At 49.9% G+C, this 17950-nt stretch carries 15 protein-coding genes; all 15 read left to right on the top strand.

The features are described from left to right. Positions 1-230 precede the first annotated feature (230 nt). The 15 genes from ACXAGC_RS13295 to ACXAGC_RS13225 all read left to right on the top strand — a co-directional run bounded on the left by ACXAGC_RS13295 (position 231) and on the right by ACXAGC_RS13225 (position 17917). Entirely contained in the window at positions 231-1187 is a 957-nt protein-coding gene (locus ACXAGC_RS13295; protein WP_303575015.1) for an AAA family ATPase, read from the top strand. Between the two features lie 4 nt (positions 1188-1191). After that, positions 1192-2145, top strand: a complete 954-nt coding sequence (locus ACXAGC_RS13290; RefSeq protein ID WP_474844767.1) for a DUF58 domain-containing protein — start codon at positions 1192-1194, stop codon at positions 2143-2145. Beyond that, complete coding sequence (locus ACXAGC_RS13285; RefSeq protein WP_474844766.1) at positions 2142-2669, top strand: DUF4381 domain-containing protein; 528 nt, start codon at positions 2142-2144, stop codon at positions 2667-2669. The genes ACXAGC_RS13290 and ACXAGC_RS13285 overlap by 4 nt, the downstream gene beginning before the upstream one ends. Further along, positions 2662-3681: a vWA domain-containing protein gene (locus tag ACXAGC_RS13280; RefSeq protein WP_474844765.1), complete on the top strand. Its 1020-nt coding sequence runs from the start codon at positions 2662-2664 to the stop codon at positions 3679-3681. The genes ACXAGC_RS13285 and ACXAGC_RS13280 overlap by 8 nt, the downstream gene beginning before the upstream one ends. Continuing rightward, the gene (locus ACXAGC_RS13275; RefSeq protein ID WP_474844764.1) at positions 3678-5630 is read left to right on the top strand and encodes a vWA domain-containing protein; all 1953 of its coding nucleotides are present in this window, start codon (positions 3678-3680) and stop codon (positions 5628-5630) included. The genes ACXAGC_RS13280 and ACXAGC_RS13275 overlap by 4 nt, the downstream gene beginning before the upstream one ends. Continuing rightward, positions 5630-7369: a BatD family protein gene (locus ACXAGC_RS13270; RefSeq protein ID WP_474844763.1), complete on the top strand. Its 1740-nt coding sequence runs from the start codon at positions 5630-5632 to the stop codon at positions 7367-7369. Before ACXAGC_RS13275 ends, ACXAGC_RS13270 begins: the two co-directional genes overlap by 1 nt. Positions 7370-7415: 46 nt before the next feature. After that, the gene (locus tag ACXAGC_RS13265) at positions 7416-9272 is read left to right on the top strand and encodes a DUF885 domain-containing protein (RefSeq protein ID WP_474844762.1); all 1857 of its coding nucleotides are present in this window, start codon (positions 7416-7418) and stop codon (positions 9270-9272) included. A gap of 118 nt (positions 9273-9390) precedes the next feature. After that, positions 9391-9906, top strand: a complete 516-nt coding sequence (locus ACXAGC_RS13260; RefSeq protein WP_474844761.1) for a sigma-70 family RNA polymerase sigma factor — start codon at positions 9391-9393, stop codon at positions 9904-9906. Next, positions 9899-10606, top strand: coding sequence for a DUF3379 family protein (locus ACXAGC_RS13255; RefSeq protein ID WP_474844760.1), 708 nt, complete (start codon positions 9899-9901; stop codon positions 10604-10606). The genes ACXAGC_RS13260 and ACXAGC_RS13255 overlap by 8 nt, the downstream gene beginning before the upstream one ends. A 139-nt stretch (positions 10607-10745) precedes the next feature. Next, positions 10746-12260 carry a sodium/proline symporter PutP gene (gene putP, locus ACXAGC_RS13250; protein ID WP_474844759.1) on the top strand — a complete coding sequence of 505 codons (1515 nt, stop codon included), beginning with the start codon at positions 10746-10748 and terminating at the stop codon, positions 12258-12260. 199 nt (positions 12261-12459) lie between these two features. Continuing rightward, positions 12460-13374 carry a sulfate adenylyltransferase subunit CysD gene (gene cysD / locus ACXAGC_RS13245; protein ID WP_119500758.1) on the top strand — a complete coding sequence of 305 codons (915 nt, stop codon included), beginning with the start codon at positions 12460-12462 and terminating at the stop codon, positions 13372-13374. Beyond that, entirely contained in the window at positions 13374-13967 is a 594-nt protein-coding gene (gene cysC / locus ACXAGC_RS13240; protein ID WP_119500757.1) for an adenylyl-sulfate kinase, read from the top strand. The genes cysD and cysC overlap by 1 nt, the downstream gene beginning before the upstream one ends. Continuing rightward, complete coding sequence (gene cysQ / locus ACXAGC_RS13235) at positions 13967-14755, top strand: 3'(2'),5'-bisphosphate nucleotidase CysQ (protein ID WP_474844758.1); 789 nt, start codon at positions 13967-13969, stop codon at positions 14753-14755. Before cysC ends, cysQ begins: the two co-directional genes overlap by 1 nt. A gap of 3 nt (positions 14756-14758) precedes the next feature. Beyond that, complete coding sequence (gene cysN / locus ACXAGC_RS13230; protein ID WP_474844757.1) at positions 14759-16174, top strand: sulfate adenylyltransferase subunit CysN; 1416 nt, start codon at positions 14759-14761, stop codon at positions 16172-16174. An 18-nt stretch (positions 16175-16192) separates the two neighbouring features. Beyond that, complete coding sequence (locus ACXAGC_RS13225) at positions 16193-17917, top strand: SLC13 family permease (RefSeq protein WP_474844756.1); 1725 nt, start codon at positions 16193-16195, stop codon at positions 17915-17917. The last annotated feature ends 33 nt before the right edge of the window (positions 17918-17950 follow it).

The raw sequence follows: 17950 nt of genomic DNA, 5'->3' as shown, positions 1-17950 counted from the left end.
CAAAGCCCATTAACGGCTATACAATAAATTTACGCCGGTGGCTTGAAGCGCAGGATTCGGGCCTTATTATGTATAAGTACTCATCCGGCTATGTAAAAGATTGCATTGCGTTGTCTGCCCTGACGGTTCATTTGCAAGGTTGCACAGAACACAGGTACAACTGAGTGATCAGGTAGCCGGTCAACGTAATTGTGCGCTGGTTTCAAAAAATAAAAGTGGATTAAATCACTATGTCTGCAGAGCAGTTTCAACAACTTCATACTTATTTAGACTCCCAGATTATTGGTCAGAGTGAACTGACGAAAAGCCTGTTGATTGCGCTTTTAGCCGATGGACATATGCTGGTTGAAGGCCCGCCGGGGCTGGCAAAAACCCGGGCGATTAATGCACTCGCTCATGGTATTGACGGCGATTTTCACCGTGTTCAGTTTACCCCTGATCTGTTACCGGCAGATTTAACCGGAACAGACATTTATCGCCCTGAGACCGGTGAGTTTGTATTTCAGCAGGGCCCCCTTTTCCATAACCTGGTACTGGCTGACGAAATTAACCGGGCGCCTGCCAAAGTGCAGTCTGCGCTGTTAGAAGCCATGGCTGAACGTCAAATTACAGTGGGAAATAAAACTTATGCGTTACCGCCGCTGTTCCTTGTCATGGCCACGCAAAATCCCCTTGAACAGGAAGGGACGTACCCGTTGCCGGAAGCTCAACTTGACCGCTTCCTGATGCACGTGAGTATTGATTACCCGGGCGCTGACACTGAGCTGTCGATTCTGCGCCTTACCCGCGATGAAGAGCTGAAAAAAGCCACCGTTGCACCACCTTCTCTGAGCCAGCAGGATATATTCACTGCCAGAAATGCTGCCTTGTCTTTGCATATGGCACCGGAACTGGAGCAATACCTGGTTCAGATCGTTATGGCGACCCGGACGCCTGAAGCGTTTGATGCAAAAATGGCGAACTGGATAGAATTTGGTGTAAGCCCGCGGGCCACCATTGCCCTTGACCGCTGTGCCCGTGCCCACGCGTGGCTGGCCGGACGTGATTTCGTCGGGCCGGATGACATTCAGGCTGTGGCACATAATGTGTTACGTCACCGGATTATTTTGTCCTACGAAGCCGAAGCGGAAGGCATTACTGTGGATCAGGTACTGGACAACATTTTAAACCTGGTGGCAGTACCTTAAGCTGATGAACGCCGTACATGATACGCTGGCGGCACTGAAAAGCGACGGAGTAAACCTGTCGCTGAGTGAGTTGATCCGTTACCAGCAACTAACCAAACTGCTAAATCTGAAACCGGCTACACCGCCCAGGGCGCTGATGTCCGGTGGTTACCTGAGCCGGCACAAAGGCAGAGGCATGGAGTTTGATGAAGCCAGGCATTACCAGCCGGGCGACGATATCCGTGCAATCGACTGGCGGGTCACCGCCCGCACAGGCAAAACCCACACGAAAATATATCGTGAAGAGCGGGAACGGCCGGTGTTTATTTTATGCGATTTAACCGCCGGCATGCAGTTTGGTAGTCAATTGCTGCTGAAATCTGTTCAGGCTGCCCATATCGCCGCCCTGCTGAGCTGGTCTGCCGCCGCAAGGGGCGATAAAGTCGGTGCATTTATTTTTAACGACACCATGCACCGGGAATGTAAGCCGCTTTCCCGTCAGCGTGCTGTGTTATCTCTGTGTCACGAGTTGATCCGCGTGCAACAGGGGGCCGCTCAAAAAGACGCACAAACGTCACAGGCATTTTCAGATGCCTGCCTCAGGCTACGCCGTTTAGCCAGACCGGGCAGCCTGGTTTATTTAATTTCCGATTTTGAAAACCTGCAGCAAGGCGCAGAACAGCCCCTCAGTCATCTCGCCAGACATTGCGACGTACATGCTATCCGCGTAGGCGATCCCATGGATACCCATCTGCCCGACGTAGCGGTATCTCAGCAAGTCAGCGTGACCAATGGCGCAGATGAACAAAGCTGGCTGCTGGGCGATAAGTCTCTGGGTAAAAAATACAGTCAGTGGCGGGGAGAAGTAAGAATGAGTATTGAAAGCTTCTTCCAGTCGAAGATGATCAAATTCAGCCAGGTTTCCGCCGGTTTACCCCTGGAGCAACAGCTTGAAATGCTGGGGAGGCAGCCACGATGACACCTCCTGCCGGACAAAATCCGTTAGATCAGTTAAAAGCTATTCACACACCGGCAGAAGTCAGCGCGTGGCCGCTTGCCTGGGGTTGGTGGGCGCTGATTGCTGTTGTACTTATTATTCTTATCAGTGCCGTCATCATGTGGCGGAAACACCGCAGGTTTACCGGTGCGAAACGGGAAGCCCTCACCCTCCTTGCCAGCACAGATACGCAAGTAAGCACTGCCCCGGCAAATATCAATGCCATCCTGAAGCGGGTCAGCCGTCATTATGATGAAAAGGCAATGGCTTCATCCGGGTCAGGAGAAGAATGGCAGCACTACTTAACGTCAGCCCTGCCCGAAAAAGAACGCGGCTCATTTACCGCAGGATTTTCACCGGCGAACAGTAACATGTTCCGTCCGCAAGGCGTCACACCGGAACAGGCAGAAGCGATGAAATCCGCTGCCCTGTTATGGGTGCGAAAAGCGCGTATTTATACCTTTTCTTTACGCAGTTCTGTAAAGGAGTCAGCCCGCAATGTTTGAATTTGCATGGTGGTGGGCATGGTTCGCCCTTCCGTTACCTTTATTATTTATGTTGCTTCCGGCACAGCCACGCTCTCAGGGCGCGGCACTTAAAGTGCCCGCATTAATTCCGGGTAGCGAAAGCGCTGTGAATAAACACGGCCGCTCCCGTTGGCTGACGGTTATTGCCATCATAAGCTGGACTTTACTGGTCTGCGCCGCTGCCCGCCCCCAATGGTTGGGCGAACCAGTGAGTATCCCGAATGAAGGCAGGGAATTAATGCTCGCGGTGGACTTGTCCGGCAGTATGAAAATTGATGATATGGAAGTTAACGGCCGTCAGGTGAACCGCCTGGTCATGATAAAATCTGTCCTCCACGATTTTATTGAACGCCGTGTCGGCGACCGTCTCGGTTTAATTCTGTTTGCAGACACCGCTTACCTTCAGGCACCGCTTACCTACGACCGTCAGACCGTTGCTACCCTGCTGGATGAATCTGTCATTGGTCTGGTCGGGGAGCAAACGGCTATCGGCGATGCTATTGGCCTTGCTGTAAAACGTTTTAAACAACGTGAAGACTCTAACAAAGTGGTTATTCTGCTGACCGATGGTCAGAATACGGCAGGAAATATCACACCGGAGCAGGCTAAAGAACTGGCAATTGAAAGTGGCGCGACAGTGTATACCATTGGCGTAGGGGCAGATAAAATGCTCATCCGCAGCTTTTTTGGTAGCCGTCAGGTCAACCCTTCTCAGGAACTGGATGAAGATATGCTCACCGATCTTGCGGAATCTACCGGTGGTCAGTATTTCCGTGCCCGCAATGTACAGGAACTGAACAGTATTTATGAGACGCTGGACAAACTTGAGCCCGTCGAAGGGGAAGCAAGAAAACTCCGTCCACGTACTGCCCTGTTCTTTTATCCCTTATCGCTGGCCTTACTGTTAACAGTATTACCGGCACTGCTATATTGCTTTAAAAATATCTGGTACCGGGTAAACGGCCGTACACGCGCAGGAGGACAAGCATGAATTTTCCTGTTCACGATTTTCATTTTCTCCGCCCGGAATGGTTTGCCGCCCTGCTCCCCCTGTGTCTGCTGATAATGCTTATCAGGCAATATCGTCGCAGTCAGTCAGGCTGGCAAAGTGTTATTCCATCTCACCTGTATAAGCATCTGATTGCCGGCAAAGCCGTTGCAGGAAAGCAGGCTCCGCTCAGTCTTCTTGCTTTGTGCTGGTTTATCTGTGTGGTTGCCCTTGCAGGACCGGTTTGGGAGCGTTTGCCCCAGCCTGTTTTTCAGGTGCAGGAAGGCCATGTGGTGGTCATTGATATGTCGCTGTCGATGCGCGCAACCGATGTGTCGCCGGACAGATTAACCCGTGCCAAATATAAAGCGATTGATCTGATAAACAGCATTGATGAAGGCGAAACGGGACTGGTCGCCTACGCCGGTGATGCATTCACTATCAGTCCGCTGACTGCGGATGCCGGCAACCTGGTTGCCCTGTTACCCGGTTTAAGCCCTGAGATTATGCCTGTCGCCGGCAGTGATCCTTACCGGGGCATTCAGGAAGCGGCAGATTTGCTGCAAAACGCCGGCTATCAGCAAGGGAATATTTACTGGCTGACCGACGGTATTACCCTGCCACAGGCTCAGGATCTGCGCTCTCTTATCAGTGAACTGCCTTATACGGTCAATATTTTAGGCGTAGGCACGGAAGAAGGTGCGCCAATCCGTCAGCTTGACGGGCAGTTATTAAAAGATCAGCGCGGTCAGATTGTTATCCCCAAACTACGGGGTCAGCAACTGCAAAATCTCGCCAGTGCATCAGGCGGTGCGTACAGCAAGCTGTCTGCAGGCGACGGTGATATTAAACGTCTTACAGGCCGGAATTTACTGCACAACAACGCAGAAGAAACCGGAGAACAAACGTCTCAGGATGGCGATCAGTGGGCAGAGCTGGGCCCCTGGCTGTTGTTGATGATTTTACCCGTTGCCGCTTACGCTTTCCGTCGCGGAGTTGTACTCACCCTATTACTGGTTCCATTGCTTGCAGCCACGCCGCAACCGGTCTTTGCACAGGCCAGCGGGCCGGCCACAGACGGGGAACCGGAAGCAGAAACTCCTGTAATCACCTGGTATGAAACGCCGTTTCTGAATGCCGACCAGCAGGGAGAAAAGGAATACGACGCTGGCAATTTTAGTACCGCTGCTGATACCTTCAAATCTGCGGAATGGCAAGGTGCAGCAGCTTATGAGTCCGGTAATTATGAGCAGGCACTGGATGCATTTTCCCGCTCAGACAGTACAGATGCCGTGTACAACCAGGGCAATGCGCTGGCGCAACTGGGGAAGCTGGATGACGCCATTGCCCGTTACGATGAAGTATTAAAGCGGGATCCGGAGCATGCTGATGCGAAAGCCAATAAAGCCCTGCTTGAGCAAATGAAACAGGAGCAGGAAAAGCAACAGCAGGAGCAGCAAAACCAGCAACAAAATCAGGACCAGCAGGATCAGAACGGGGATAACCAGCAGCCTCAGGACGGCCAGCAGGGTCAGAATGATGAGAATAACGGCAGCGACGAACAGCAACAGAACGATCAGTCACAATCTTCCGGTGACCAGCAACAGCAAGGCGGTGAAGGAGAAGATCAACAGAGCGAAAATCGCGATGAAGAGTCTCAGTCGCCCGGCCAGGAACAGCAGAATGAACAAGCTGACGGTCAGGAAGAGGAAAGCAAAGAAAGTGAGTCACAGTCTCCTGCACAGGCAGAAGAAGGTGAACAGCAGCAAAATCAGTCAGCGCAGGCTCAGACCGGCGAACTGACAGACGAAGAAAAAGAAAAAATGCAACGTTTGGATAATTTGATGAAGAAAATCCCTGATGATCCTGCATTTCTGCTTAAACGCAAAATGCAACTTGAAGCACAACAACGACGTCGTCAGGGACCGCCATCAAACCGGAGCGAGTGGTAATGAAACAATCTCTCTTTTCAATCTTTCTCTTTCTGTGCCTGGCACATCCGGCCCTGGCTGACGTCACCCGGGTTGAAGCAACCATTGATAAAAACCCGGTGATGGTGGACGAAGCGATACAATTAACTGTCACCGCTCAGGGCGATCCTGCCAGAGAAGCATTCGACAGCTCCCCCTTACTGAAAGACTTTGTGGTTGGCCGCACATCGGTGAGTACACAAACACGTATTATCAATTTTGATAAAGAAGAAACCGTTACCTGGACGACTACTCTGTTTCCCCGTGGTGAAGGTAACTTTACGATTCCTGCGCTGACTGTAGAAGGAAAACAAACAAAACCTTTGACGGTAAACGTGATTCCGGTACAAGCCGGTCAGGATGAACCCGCCAGAGATTATTATCTGACGACGGATGTGGACACCAGTGAGGTCTATCTTCACCAGCAGTTACTTTACACTGCCAAATTATATCTGGCGTCCAATATTGAACGTGGCAGCCTGCAGGCACCGGAACTTAAAGATGCGCAAATTCAGCAATTAGGTGACGACAAGCAATATTCTGATATTGTGAACGGTAAGCGGTATCAGGTTATTGAGCGTACGTTTGCAATTGTGCCGCAAAGCTCAGGCGAATTTACTATTAAGGGACCGGTATTCGCCGGTGAAGTTCTGGCTCAGGATCCGAATACCCGCTTTGGTTTCTTCAACCGCACAAAGCAAATCAACCGCCTCGGTCCGGATATTACTATTCACGTTAAGCCCGTGCCTGCTGATATTGATTACCACTGGTTACCCAGCGAATATGTGTCACTGAACGAAGAGTGGCCGCAACAATCGTCTTTTACTGTAGGTGAACCGGTTACCCGCACTATCACCCTGACAGCAATGGGTGTAGTGGAAGAGCAGTTACCTGAACTACCTCAGATGTATCCGCCCGGATTCAAGCTCTACCCTGACCAGGCCAGTACGGCTACCGTAAACAAAAACAATACGCTCATCGCCCAGCGGGTCGAGACACTGGCGATGATCCCCACTCAGGCCGGCGACTTCATTCTACCTGAGGTAACTGTGCCCTGGTTTAATGTGCTGACCGGTAAAACGGAAACTGCCCGGTTACCGGCGAAGAAAATTACCGTAGCGCCGGCTTCAGCAACGGCAACGCCAGTTCAGTCTGCACCGCTTACTCAGGCGCAATCTGATAATACAGCCCTGCCCGCCCCCGCTACACAGCCGGATATACCGCAAGGTGCTCAAGGAACGGTGCCGCAATCTGCACCGGCAGAAAGTAACGATACCCTGCTGTGGATTGTCTGTGCATTATGGATAGTGACGCTTGCCGGCTGGATTTTTACTGTTATTTACTTCAGACGTCGTCCGGTGATGCAAGGTGAAAAGCCATCAGATGGGCGCGGCTCTGCAGGCAATGACGAAAAGCAGGCGTTTAATACGCTGCAAAAAGTCATTCAGTCCGGTGCACCGGGAGAGGTACAAAAAGCGCTCAGACAGTGGGCATTTCTGGCTGGCAAACAACATAGTCCCGCCGTGCCGGCAGACATTTATCTCAGAAAATCCGGCCTTCAACCGCAAATTGATGCCATGTTATCGAGTCAATATAGCGATAAACCACAACAATGGGATAGAAAGGCACTGTTACAGAGTATTCAGGCCATCAGGCAACAGAACACGAAGCAGAGCAATTCAGCGCTGCCACCTCTGTATCCGGAAGGCCAGTCATCCTGATCTCTGCGTCTTCCGTACAAGCACAATATTTACCGGGAGACTCAGTTTGAAAACACTTTCATCATTTAAATTTACGCCGCTGGCGCTGATTGTTGCAGCGTTGACGGCCTGTTCACCGGCACCGGAAACTGCTGCACCAGCACAACCGGAGCCACCAGCCGGCACCCTGGCCAATCAAAGCGAATCTGAGCGTTTAAACGCGTTTTTTGAACGGACGTTTGAAGAAGATTTGAAGCGCTCACCGGAATTTCAAAGCCGGCTCGGGAAAAAATGGAATTACGGCGAATGGAATGATCTAAGCGAAGAGCATAAAGAGCAGACCATCGCCATTAAGAAAAATCGTCTTGAAGAACTGGACAGCTTTAACCCTGAAACACTCACTGAGCAGGAAAAGCTCAGTTTACGTCTTTACCGTACGGGCATAGAGCGTGAACTCGCTAACGATGAATTCAGACACCATACTTATGTTGTTCATCAGTTCCGTGCGGCGCACACCAGCGTACCAAGTTTTTTGATCAATATTCATCGCGTCAGTGATGTGTCTGACGCTAAAGCCTACATTTCCCGTCTGGATAAGGTAGATGAATATTTCGATCAGGTTATAGAGCAAATGGCACTGCGGGAAAAAGCCGGCGTGTATCCACCGAAATGGGCCTACGACCAGATGATTGCCGCCGCGCAAAATGTCATTACCGGCGCGCCTTTCGATACTTCAGAGACACCTTCGACCATTTGGGAAGATTTTCAGAACAAGGTAAACGCGCTGCCCATTGATGATGTTGAAAAACAGACCCTGCTGGGCGAAGCCAAAGCTGCTCTGGTTACCTCTGTTAAACCGGCTTATGAAGCGATTATGGCCGCTTTCGCTCACCAGAAAACCCTTTCACCGGAAGGTGACGGCGTGTGGCGCCTGCCCGACGGTGACAAATGGTATGCAAACCGCCTCGCCTGGTTCACGACGACAGATCTTAACGCTGAAGAAATACATCAGATCGGGCTGGATAATGTAGAACGAATCCACAAAGCTATGGAAGCCATCAAAGACAAGGTCGGTTTCGACGGGTCGTTACAGGAATTTTTCGAATTCATGCGCACCGATCCTCAGTTTTATTACCCGGACACGGATGATGGCCGTGAAGAATACTTGCAGGCAGCAACGCAGGCAGTTGATGAAATGCGAAAAGCGCTGCCGGATTATTTCGGCTTAATTCCGAAAGCAGACATGATAGTAAAACGTGTTGAACCCTTCCGCGAGCAATCTGCCGGCAAGGCGTTCTATCAAAGTCCTTCTCAGGATGGCAGCCGTCCCGGTACCTATTACGCCAACCTTTACACCATGGACGCCATGCCCACCTATCAGCTTGAAGCACTGGCCTACCATGAAGGGATCCCGGGTCACCACATGCAGCGGGCTATTGCTCAGGAGCTTGATGGTATTCCTGAATTTCAAAAGTATCTGAGTGCCACAGCCTATACCGAGGGCTGGGGCCTTTATACGGAAGAGCTGGCGAAAGATATGGGCTTTTATGAAGATCCCTATTCAGATTTCGGCCGCCTTGCTATGGAGCTCTGGCGCGCATGCCGTCTGGTGGTAGACACGGGCATGCATGCTAAACAGTGGTCACGGGAAGAAGCGATTCAGTACTTACTGGAAAACACCCCCAACCCTGAACCTGATGTAGTCAAAGCAATTGAGAGATACATCGCCATGCCGGGCCAGGCCACAGCGTATATGATTGGCAAACTGAAAATCATGGAACTGCGTAGCAAGGCGCAAGAGGCGCTGGGTGATAAATTCACTTATGCGGGCTTCCACGATGAAGTGTTAAAAGACGGTCCGGTGCCCTTGTCAGTACTGGAAGAAAAGATTAACCGCTGGATTGAACAGCAACAATCTTTGTAAAAAAGCCAACACGTTAAACAGGCAACCATTTAAGGTTGCCTGCTTCTCTCAATCCTGCCAGGCTAAAAATATTCTCTCACACTGAAAGTTTTCTGACATGCGACAGGTCTTAACTGTCATGAAAGAAAAACAACAACGTTACGAAGCACTGGTTCACGCATTTCATGGCGATATTTATCGCTATGCGTACTGGCTCACCCGCGACCCGGCGGTGGCTGAAGATATTGTTCAGGAAACTTTTCTGCGGGCATGGCGTTCACTGGACGGGTTGAAGGATGAGAAATCAGCTAAATCCTGGCTTATCACCATCGTCAGGCGGGAGAATGCCAGACGATTTGAACGCAAACAGCTCGAGACGGTGGATATTGATGATGTGCCGGTGGCTGACGAAGCATTTCATGCCGGAAACGGGGATGACACAGAAGAACTCCGGATACTCATTGCCAGATTACCGGCAGATTACCGGGAGCCATTGATCCTGCAGCTCATTTTCGGCTATTCCGGTGAGGAAATCGCAGAGCAACTGTCGCTGAATAAGAATACCGTGATGACGCGGTTATTCCGCGCCCGTAATCAACTCAGAGACATGCTGGATAGTGATTCAGCACACCAGAGAGGTCGCCATAATGGATGATTTAGAATTCCGCCGTCGTATTTATGCCGATCCCAATACGACAGACAAAGACATGCTGGATGCCATTAAAGGCGACAGCGACAAAGCCGCTTTGAAATCGTCACTTCAGCAACTTGACGGTAAATTGCTGCAGGCAGCCAAAGTACCTGTACCCGACGATCTGGCGCATAAGCTCATATGGCAACAGGCTACCGGCGAATTCAACCGTCATAAGCGCCGCAGCCGGTGGTTTATTGCCATGGCCGCTTCCGTGGCATTTATGGCCGGTGTTACCGGCACCATGGTACTTAATCAGGCGCCTGCAGATATCGGCTCAGAAGCACTGGCACACATGCGCTACGCAGAAATTGAAACACCTCATTCCGGCATTGAGGTTGGCATGCAGCAGGTCAATGCGAAACTGGCCGGTTTCGGCGGTACATTTTTACAGTCTATCGGTGATGTGGCTGTGGCCAACTACTGCCATCTTAACCGTCAGCAAACCTTGCACCTGATTTTAAACACAGACCAGGGGAAAATGTCGGTGTTTGTTATGCCCCATAATGACAGCAATCCGGTGCCGTCTGCTTTCGCCGATGAAAAGTATCACGGCGAAAGCTGGTCCCTGCAAAACGCCAGCATTATGGTGGTAGGCGATAAAGGTGCTGATCTGAACCCGCTGGTGAAAAAAGTAAAAAGCAGTATCAGCTTTTCTGCATAATCTGCCGGCTTGTGTGAATTTCATGCAAACCGGTCAGGTGCAAAGTTAAATGCCCGATTGAAAAGACAGATAAATCAGACTGCCATAGAGACTGTATCTACTTCCTGTTAGCATAAGAGAAAAAACAGGAAGGAATAATATGGAAACAGGTACGCTGATTTCTCTGGGCATTTATTTTGCGGCCATGCTCGGCATCGGACTTTTCTCTTACCGCCAGACTAATAGTGACGTGGAAGGTTACATGCTGGGCGGAAGACAATTGGGCCCGGCGGTAACCGCACTGTCTGCCGGTGCATCTGATATGAGCGGATGGATGCTGATGGGCCTGCCGGGCGCTATGTATGTTTCCGGGATCTCCGCAGGCTGGATTGCACTTGGTCTCATCATTGGTGCTTTCGCAAACTATATACTTGTTGCCCCGCGCCTGCGCTTATACACAGAAATTGCTAACAACGCAGTTACCCTCCCCGACTATTTCGAAAACCGTTTCGCAGACAACTCCCGGTTGCTGCGTGTTATTGCCTCGGTGGTGATTGTCATATTCTTTACCCTTTATACGTCATCCGGCGTGGTTGCAGGGGGTAAACTGTTCGAATCATCCTTTGGTTTGAGCTATGAAACCGGACTGTATGTCACTACCGGTGTAGTTGTGGCTTATACCCTGTTCGGCGGCTTTATGGCAGTGAGCATCACTGACTTCGTCCAGGGCTGTATTATGTTTGTGTCTCTGGTGATGGTACCGGTAGTCGTCGTGATGCAGTTAGGCGGTCCGGGCGAAGCGGTAGATGCAGTTAAATCCATCGACCCGGCGTTATTTGACGCCTTTACCGACGCCAAAAGTGGTGACGCACTTTCACTGATAGGTATTCTGTCACTGATGGCATGGGGTGTTGGTTACTTCGGACAGCCTCACATCATTGTGCGTTTCATGGCTATCCGTTCAGTCAAAGATGTGCCCACTGCCCGTAACATTGGTATGAGCTGGATGATCGTTTCCATCATCGGTGCGTTAATGACAGGCCTGTTCGGACTGGCTTACGTGACGCAAAACGGTAATAGCATCGATCCGGAAACCATATTCATCTATTTATCTCAGTTACTGTTCCATCCACTTGTGGGTGGTTTCCTGCTGGCAGCTATTCTTGCCGCCATCATGAGTACCATCTCATCACAGTTACTGGTTACATCCAGTTCCCTCACCAGCGATTTTTACAAAGCGTTCCTGAGACGTGATGCGTCAGATAAAGAGCTGGTACTTGCCGGGCGGATTTCCGTTGTTATTGTCGCATTAGTGGCTATTTACCTGGCCTACGACCGTGACAGCACGATTCTCTCGCTGGTCAGTAATGCCTGGGCAGGTTTCGGTGCGGCATTCGGCCCGCTGGTGCTGTTCAGCCTGTTTAAGCGTGACATGACCCGCCGTGCAGCACTTGGCGGAATGATTGTGGGCGCCGTCACTGTATTGCTCTGGATTTACCTGCCTTTCACCATTGACGGACAAAGTTTAAGCAGTTGGATGTATGAAATCGTACCAGGCTTTATTTTATCCAGCTTAACTATCATTGTGCTCAGTAAAAGCGGTTCCCCCCGGGAAGGTGTTACTGAGGTTTTCGACAGCTTTAATGAAAAGCTTCAGGCCTCAAAGCACGTCTAGCTTAAGCACGAATTACACCGTTAATACGCAACCGGAAAGCCGCTTTTTATAAGCGGCTTTTTGTTATGACAAATTCGTTTCAAGGTAATAAAACGGCTATTTCGTATAGCAAATCGGAATTACTACTTTGTGATCTAAATATGTTAGGGTTCTATATATATAATCGTTTAGCATATAACCTTAACTATCGGACTCGAAAATGACACTTGATATACCGTCTATTACCCATTTGAAACAACTCGAAGCCGAGAGCATCCACATTTTCCGCGAAGTTGCTGCGGAATTTGATAATCCGGTCATGTTATATTCTGTCGGAAAGGATTCCTCAGTGCTGTTACACCTTGCCCGCAAAGCCTTTGCGCCAGGCAAAATCCCCTTCCCTTTGCTACACGTTGATACCACGTGGAAATTCCACGAAATGATAGAGTTCCGTGACCAGCAAGCAGAAAAACATGGCTTTGATCTGTTAGTGCATATCAACCAGGAAGGTGTTGATGCCGGTGTTGGTCCGTTCAGCCACGGTAGTGCAAAGCACACAGACATCATGAAAACCGCTTCTTTGAAGCAGGCACTGAACAAGTATAAATTCGATGCTGCATTCGGTGGTGCCCGCCGTGACGAAGAAAAATCACGTGCGAAAGAGCGTGTTTACTCATTCCGTGACAGCAACCACCGCTGGGATCCGAAAAACCAGCGTCCTGAGCTGTGGAACATCTACAACTCATCCGTAAACAAAGGCGAAAGCATCCGTGTATTCCCTATGTCTAACTGGACTGAGCTGGATATCTGGCAGTACATCTACCTGGAAAACATCGATATTCCTTCTCTGTATCTGGCGAAACCTCGCCCGGTTGTAGAGCGTGATGGTGTATTGATTATGGTTGATGACGACCGTATGCCGCTGGAAGAAGGTGAAACGCCAGAAATGCGTTCAGTACGTTTCCGTACCTTAGGCTGTTATCCGCTGACCGGTGCTGTTGAGTCTACTGCAGCGACCCTGCCTGAAGTTATCCAGGAAATGCTGCTGACCAAGACTTCCGAGCGTCAGGGCCGTGTTATCGACCACGACAGCTCTGGTTCTATGGAGAAGAAGAAAATGGAAGGATACTTCTGATGTCGACGGATATCGTATGGCACAAGTACGAGGTCAATAAAAAGACCCGTGCGGAAAGCCTTGGTCAGACGCCACGTGTACTGTGGCTGACAGGCTTCAGCGGTTCCGGTAAATCCACCATTTCGAACCTGCTGGAACAAAAATTCCAGGAACAGGGCAAACACACTTATCTGCTCGACGGCGATAACGTTCGTCACGGTTTATGTGGCGACCTGGGCTTCAGCGATGAAGACCGCGTTGAAAATATTCGTCGCGTAAGTGAAGTGGCCAAATTGTTTGTCGATTCCGGTGTGATTGTACTGACTGCATTTATCTCTCCGTTTCAGGCTGACCGCGACTACTGTCGCAATCTGCTTGAAGAAGGTGAGTTTGTGGAAGTGTTCATTGATACCCCGCTGGACGTGTGTGAGTCACGGGATCCAAAAGGGCTATACAAGAAAGCCCGTGCAGGTGAAATCAAACATTTCACCGGTATCTCTTCCACTTATGAAGCACCGGTGAACCCGGAGATCCACCTGACGTATAAAGACGAACCGGCAGAACAAACTGCGGAACGTTTGTACGCCATGCTTGAAGAAAAAGGACTTGTGTAATGGCATTACCTGATCCATTAGCAGAAAAAATTCTCGCCATCAGCAAACAAGCTGGTGACAAAATCATGGAAATCTACGAGAAAGATTTCGCTATTTATGAAAAAGAAGATACCAGCCCGCTGACAGAAGCGGACCTGGCTGCACATAAAGTGATTGTTGCCGGCCTGGAAGCAGTATCTCACCTGCCAATCCTTTCAGAGGAATCTGCGGATATTCCCTGGGATGAGCGTCGTGGCTGGGATAAATACTGGCTGGTTGACCCTCTGGATGGCACTAAAGAATTCATCAAGAAAAATGGTGAGTTTACAGTGAACATCGCGCTTATCGATAACGGTAAACCTGTGATGGGTGTGGTTTACGCGCCTGCCCTTAAACGTTCTTACGTGGGTATTGATGGTCAGGGTGCGTGGATGGAGTCCAATGGCGAATTCACTTCAATTTCCGCGAAGAAACACGCAGACGGTGAAGTCTGGAAAGTGGTAGGCAGTCGTTCTCATCAGAGTCCTGAAATCCAGAAACTGCTGGAAGATCTCGGCGGTGAAGCGGAACTGGTTGCCATGGGCAGTTCATTGAAACTGTGCCTGGTCGCTTCTGGCGAAGCCCACCTCTATCCCCGTTTAGGTCCGACATCTGAATGGGATACCGGCGCAGCCCACGCGGTTGCCACTGCAGCGGGAGCAAAAGTCACCGTGCTGGATGGCGCAAACCCGCTGGCTGAAGATGCCCCGGACCTGACGTATAACCAGAAAGAATCTGTGTTGAACCCCTATTTCTTAGTGAGCGCATAAGCAATGAATGTAGATAACGAATTATTGAAAGAAGACGTTCTGGGTTACCTGGAACAGCACGAAAAGAAAGACCTGCTGCGCTTTCTGACCTGCGGTAGCGTAGACGATGGTAAAAGTACGCTGATTGGCCGTTTGCTTCATGACTCAAAAATGATTTATGAAGATCAGCTTGCTGCTATTACTAAAGACAGCAAAAAGAGCGGCACCACCGGTGACAAAGTTGACCTGGCGCTGCTGGTTGACGGTCTGCAGTCTGAGCGTGAGCAAGGTATCACCATCGACGTAGCGTACCGCTATTTCTCTACCGATAAGCGTAAGTTCATCATTGCGGATACTCCGGGACACGAACAGTACACCCGTAACATGGTTACCGGTGCGTCTACCTGTGACCTGGCCATCCTGATGGTTGATGCACGCGCCGGAGTGAAAACTCAAACCCGCCGTCACTCGTTCCTCGCCAGCCTGCTGGGCATTAAGCACGTTATTGTTGCTGTGAACAAAATGGACCTGATGGGCTTCAGTGAAAAAGTATTTGAAGACATCAAAGCTGACTTCCTGAAGTTCTCGGAAAATCTGAATATCCCTGATATTCAGTTTATTCCGCTGTCAGCCCTTGAGGGTGACAACGTGGTAAACCGCAGCGAACAGTCGCCCTGGTATACTGGCAAACCTCTCATGGAAATGCTGGAAACCATTGAAATCGGTAACGATGACAACAAAGACGACTTCCGCTTCCCGGTTCAGTATGTAAACCGTCCTAACCTGGACTTTCGTGGCTTCGCGGGTACCGTAGTATCTGGTCAAGTTGCACCTGGCGATGAAATCACTGCACTGCCTTCAATGAAAACGTCTAAGGTTAAGTCAGTAGTGACTTTCGAGGGCGATCAGGAACGTGCTTACGTACCGCAGGCGGTTACCCTGACACTGGAAGATGAGATCGATATTTCACGCGGTGATATGATTGTTAAGTCTGATAATTTGCCGCTGCTGTCGAGCCAGTTTAAATCTCACCTGGTATGGATGGCTGAAGAGCCGATGATGCCGCATAAACAGTATCTGTTTAAATTTGCGACCAAATCGACTTCAGGTTCTGTATCAGAAGTAGAATATCAGATTGATGTAAACACCATGGAACAGAAGCCGGGTGCGCATCTAAACCTGAACGAAATTGGCGTAGTTGACCTGAAATTCACTCAGCCAGTTGCCTGTGACAGCTACGAGCGCAACCGTGCGACCGGTGCTTTCATTGTAATTGACCGCCTGACTAACGGTACCGTTGGTGCAGGTATGATCATCGACCAGTTGGCCGAAGACAAGCAACACAAAACGCCTGAGTTCTCTGCTTTTGAGCTGGAATTCAACGAATTGGTTCGCAAGCACTTCCCACACTGGAACGCGATCGACATCAGTAAACTGTAACGAGCCGGAACGGTTTATATGGATGTCAACCAATTGATGGTGCTGGGGGTTTTCTTCAGCACCATTTTTGCACTAGTTGCGTCGAATATGCGTCCTTCCACCATTTTCGCGGTGGCGATGCTTATTTTACTTGTATCCCAACAAATCACCTTCGATGAGATCCTCAATAACTTAACCAATAAAGGCCTGATCACACTGGTCCTTTTACTGCTGGTCAGCAGTGCTATTGATAAAACAGCATTGATTAAGCAAATAGGACGTAAGCTCATCACGCCCAGTTTTACTGTTTCCTACTGGCGGTTGTTCGGTCTGTCGTTTTTCTCGTCAGCCCTGCTTAACAACACCGCAATTGTGGCCAGCCTGATCGGGCCGGTAAAACAAAACCAGTATCACCCGGCATCGCGCCTGCTAATTCCGTTGTCTTACTCGGCCATTTTAGGTGGCACTGTCACGCTGATTGGTACGTCAACGAACCTGATCGTAGACTCATTTTTGCAGGAACACGGCCATCCGGGTTTCGCATTCTGGGACTTTACACTCTATGGTCTGGCTGCCGGATTAAGCTGTGGCTTCCTGATGTTTGTGTTGTCGACCTTATTGCCGGACATTGCCAATAAAAAAACCGACTACCGCGCTTACATTGTGGAAGCAGAAGTGGAGCCGGGCTCTGAGTTGATTGGCAAAACCGTCGAGGAAAACCATCTGCGGAACCTGCCTGAGCTTTTTCTGGTGGAAATTGTGCGGGACGGACAACTTATCAGCCCTGTTTCACCGGAACTTATTATCCATCAGGGTGATAAGCTGATTTTTTCCGGCAATGTACAGAAGCTGGACAGCTTAAGCCATATTAAAGGCTTAACCATGTTCGCTGAAGCTGACGGCATACTGCGGGAAAACCTCACAGAAGTGATCATCTCTAACCGTGCGCAGATTATCGGACAAACGATTAAAGCACTGGGTTTCAGGGCCTTGTTTGATGCCGCCGTTGTGGCTATACGCCGTGATGGTGAACAGCTTTCCGGTAAACTGGGGGAAATTAAGCTGCAAGCCGGTGATTTCCTGTTACTGGCAACCGGTCCTGATTTCCAGACCAGACAGAACCTGTCGAAGAATTTCTTCATTCTGTCTGAGCAGAAAATCTCCAGACCACTCACCAACTGGCAGGAATGGATCACTATGGGTGGTTTCTTACTGGTGGTGGCTTTGTCAGCAACGGATACATTAAACCTTGGTATCGGATTACTGTTCTTTGCTGCCATACTGGTAGGTGCGAAAGTCACCAGTAACGGAGAGATAAAACGTAATCTGCCACTGAATCTGATTGTGGTCATTGTCGGTGCCCTCAGTCTGGCCAGTGCGTTGGAAAATGCCGGGGTTATCAGTTTGAGTACTGATTTTCTGATCCCGTATCTTTCTGATACAAACTGGTTCGTCGCCCTGTGTACAGTTTATCTGGCTACCCTGGTGTTAACAGAGTTTGTGACCAACAATGCTGCGGCAGCCCTGATGTTCCCCTTCGCCTATGGCGTTGCCGGACTTATCGGTGCCCCGTTGATGCCATTCGCCCTTGCTGTTGCATTTGCTGCCAGTGCGAGCTTTATTTCGCCCTACGGTTACCAGACTAACCTGCTGGTATTTAATGCGGCGAATTATCGTTTCTCACATTTCATCAAAATCGGACTACCCATTTCCATCACATACAGCACCATTGTGCTGGTGTTATTGAACATGACGTATTTCTGATAACGGTTGAATAGCAAAAAGCCCCGTTCACCA

It is taken from the genome of Alteromonas sp. AWJ4_197, from assembly GCF_056160285.1.
The sequence above is the reverse complement of the archived record's forward strand: the minus strand, read 5'-3'. Positions and strand labels throughout refer to the sequence as shown.